Source organism: Prosthecobacter sp., from assembly GCF_044378005.1.
In the GTDB taxonomy this organism is placed as follows: domain Bacteria; phylum Verrucomicrobiota; class Verrucomicrobiia; order Verrucomicrobiales; family Verrucomicrobiaceae; genus Prosthecobacter.
In genome coordinates this window covers 1-3,559 of record NZ_JBILYB010000284.1, presented here as the reverse complement: position 1 = coordinate 3,559, position 3,559 = coordinate 1, and the positions used below count along the sequence as shown (strand labels likewise).

Genomic DNA, 3,559 nt, shown 5'->3' with positions numbered 1-3,559 from the left:
GCCGCCATCTCGACAGCGGATCATAAACTTGACCTCAGCCGCCAGCTTCTGATCGGCGCGACGTATGTGTTCGAGGTCAGCGCCGTGGACGCGGAGGGACGTGTGTCCGGCCCAGCCCGAAGTGCTGAGTTTTTGAATCGCTGAATGTTATGCGCTGCCTCCTGCCATGCCTGATGTGGATCGTCCTTCCTGCGATGGGCGCGGAGGAGCTTTGGTCGCTCGTTCCGCCGAAAAAGGCCGCTTTGCCTGTGGTGAAGGCGAAGGACTGGCCGCTGCGGGAGCTGGATCACTTTGTCCTCGCGAAGATGGAGGAGCAGAAGCTCTCACCAAATCCTGATGCGGACACAGGCAGCCTCGTGAGGCGGCTCTCGTTTGATCTGACCGGTCTGCCGCCTGCGGAGGTGCCCAGCGAGGCTGACTTGCCGCAAAACGTGGACGCTCTTTTGAAGAGCCCGCACTTTGGCGAACGCTGGGGGCGTCACTGGCTGGACTTGGCGCGTTACGCCGACAGCAACGGCCGCGATCGCAATGTGATCTTTTACCATGCGTGGCGTTACCGCGATTACGTCATCGCTTCATTCAACGTCGACAAACCCTACGACGAGTTCATCCGCGAGCAGATTGCCGGAGACTTGATGCCCGCTAAGAATCTGGCGCGGCGAGATGAGTTGCTCACGGCCACGGGTTTCCTCGCGCTGGGCGCGAAGGCGCTGGAGGAGCAGAAGCCGGAGATCTACCGCATGGATGTGATCGATGAGCAGATCGAGACGATCAGCCGCAGCGTGCTCGGACTGTCCGTGGCGTGCGCACGCTGTCATGATCACAAATTTGATCCCATCCCAACGGCGGACTACTACGCGCTGGCGGGCATCCTGCGCAGCACGCAGCCGCTCCACGGTTACGGCCCGCGCGGCATCAAGGCCACCGCGTTTCATCACACGGAGTGGCATGCGCTCGGCGCGGATGCGGAGAAGCTCGCACCGGCGGCGCTCACCTACTTCAAAAAGCTGGATGCGGACATGCTGGCGATGCATGAAGCTCGTTCGGCACGCTACGGCGTCTCGAAACGCATCCCCGAGAAAAAGCGGGTGCTAGCAACACTCGCGGGTGCGGAGAAGGAAAAACTCGCCGTCGAGATTGCTGAGATGGAGGCCAAGGTGGCGGATTGGAATGTCAAAGTGGCCGCTCTGGAAAAAAGCGTGGAGGAGCTGAAGGAAGCCGCGCCGCCTCAACCCGCGTGGGCCATGGGTGCTCGTGATCGCGACAAACCGGAGGACAGCCGCATACACATCCGCGGCGAGACGACGAACCTCGGCGACAAGGTGCCGCGCGGTTTTCTGCGTATCATTTCGATCAAGGATGTGCCAGCGCCTTCGCCGAAGCAAAGCGGGCGTCTCGAACTCGCCCAGTGGCTCACACATCGTGACAATCCGCTCACAGCCCGCGTGATGGTGAATCGCGTGTGGCAGAAGCTTTTTGGCCGCGCACTCGTCACCACGCCGGATGATTTCGGCATCACGGGCGCACTGCCATCGCACCCGGAGCTGCTCGATTTCCTCGCGGTGCGGTTCATGGAGGAAGGCTGGTCGGTGAAGTGGCTCATCCAAGAAATCGTGCTCAGCCGCACCTACCGCCAGTCATCCGCACGCACCCATCATGCCGACCCGGACAATGTGTGGCTCTCTCGAATGACGCCGCGTTTGATCGAGGCCGAGGCGCTGCGCGATGCCGTGCTCGCCGTGAGCGGCCAGCTCGATCCATATCCGCCGCAGAAACCCTTTCTGGATCGCTACCATCCGCAGCGGGACGCCGAGCTTTTCACCTTCAAGCCCTTCATGACCACGGCAGACATCGTGGATGAGCATCGCAGCGTCTATCTGCCCGTCGTGCGCGGCACGCTGCCGGAAATCTTCACCCTCTTCAATTTCGCACCGCCAGAGCGACCGGTGGCGCAGCGTGAGGAGAGCACCCTGCCCGCACAAGCACTACATCTCATGAACAACCCGTGGATGATCGAGCAGGCGGGGCATCTCGCACGCCGTGTGACCACAGGCGGCACGGATGTGCCCTCGCGACTCACGCGTTTGTATGAGCTGGCCTTTGCCCGAAAGCCCACCGAGATCGAAATGCGCCGCGCCTCCGCATTTCTCGGTCAAAACGCCTCCGAAGAACGCTGGACCAGCCTTTGCCAGACCGTGCTGGCCTCGGCGGAGTTTCGTGTGTTGCGCTGAACTCAACCCTTATGAGCCCCATGATCTCACGCCGACAAATGCTCCGCCATACCAGCGCTGGATTCGGTGCCCTGGCCTTTTCGGGTCTTGCGCATGCGCAGGGGCCGCATTTCCCCGCAAAGGCGAAGCGCGTCATCTTCCTCTGCATGCGCGGCGGGCCATCGCAGATGGAGACATTTGATCCGAAGCCGGAACTCACGAAACGCACCGGCCAGCCGGGACGACGAGCCAACGTGAAGCTGCTCGGCTCGAAGTGGAATTTCGCCAAACACGGCCAGAGCGGCATCGACGTGGTGGAACTGATGCCGGAGATCGCGAAGCATGCGGACAAGCTCTGCCTGCTGCGTGGCATGACGACGGATAACGAAAACCATCCGCAGGCGCTGGAGCAGCTCCACACGGGCAGTTTTCAGTTTGTGCGGCCCTCCATGGGCGCGTGGGCTGTGCATGGGCTCGGCACGGAGAATGCCGATCTGCCGGGCTTCATCTCGATAAATCCGCTCACAGCGCTCGGCGGCCTGCGCTACTACTCCAGCTCGTTTTTGCCCGCCGCATGCTCCGCCACACTGCTGGGCGATGCGAATCGGCCAGGCGCGAAGCTCACGCTCGGCGACATCACGAATCCACGCCTGCAAAACTCCGCGCAGCGCGAGCAACTCGACCTCCTCCAGGCGATGAATCGTGACTTGCTCGCCCAAACCGCCGATCCGCGTGTGGAAGGCATCATTCAGAGCTACGAACTGGCCTTCCGAATGCAGGGCGAGCTGCCGCGCGTGATGGATCTCAGCGGCGAGAGCCAAGAAACGCTCAAGCTCTACGGCGCGGACAAATCGCCCACAGAGACCTTTGGCAGGCAGTGCCTGCTCGCGCGACGCTTTGCCGAGGCAGGCGTGCGCTTCATCGAGATCAGCCACCTCGAGTGGGATCTGCATGGCTCACTTTACAGCGGCATGATCCGCAATTGCGCCCAGATCGACAAACCCATCGCCGGGTTGCTTCAAGACCTCGATCAGCGTGGTCTGCTTGACGATACGCTCGTGCTTTGGGGTGGCGAATTTGGCCGCACACCGGATGACGCCAGCCAGGACGGGCGCGGGCATAACAACAAGGGCTACACCATGTGGATGGCTGGCGGCGGTGTGAAAGCCGGCCACATCCACGGCGTAACGGACGAGCTCGGCTACGAAGCCGTCGATGGCAAAGTCCACATCCACGACCTGCACGCCACGATGCTGCATTTGCTCGGCCTCGATCACGAACGCCTCACCTTCCGCCACGGCGGCCGTGATTTCCGGCTCACTGACGTGAAGGGGAAAGTGGTGAAGGAG

Annotated in this window: 2 protein-coding genes; both read left to right on the top strand. The window is 61.9% G+C overall.

Translation table 11 applies throughout. The annotated features are described in order from the left end of the window. Window positions 1–149: 149 nt before the first annotated feature. On the top strand, window positions 150–2,231 hold the full coding sequence (locus tag AC6FTP_RS26130) for a DUF1549 and DUF1553 domain-containing protein (RefSeq protein ID WP_497209834.1): 2,082 nt from the start codon (window positions 150–152) through the stop codon (window positions 2,229–2,231). Between the two features lie 20 nt (window positions 2,232–2,251). Continuing rightward, window positions 2,252–3,559, top strand: a 1,308-nt coding sequence (locus tag AC6FTP_RS26125) for a DUF1501 domain-containing protein (protein WP_497209833.1), incomplete at its 3' end; no start/stop codon positions are given.

Bases quoted from the DNA above. Each gene is read 5' to 3' on its own strand.
- AC6FTP_RS26130 (WP_497209834.1), top strand. From the start codon at position 150: ATGCGCTGCCTCCTGCCATGCCTGATGTGGATCGTCCTTCCTGCGATG.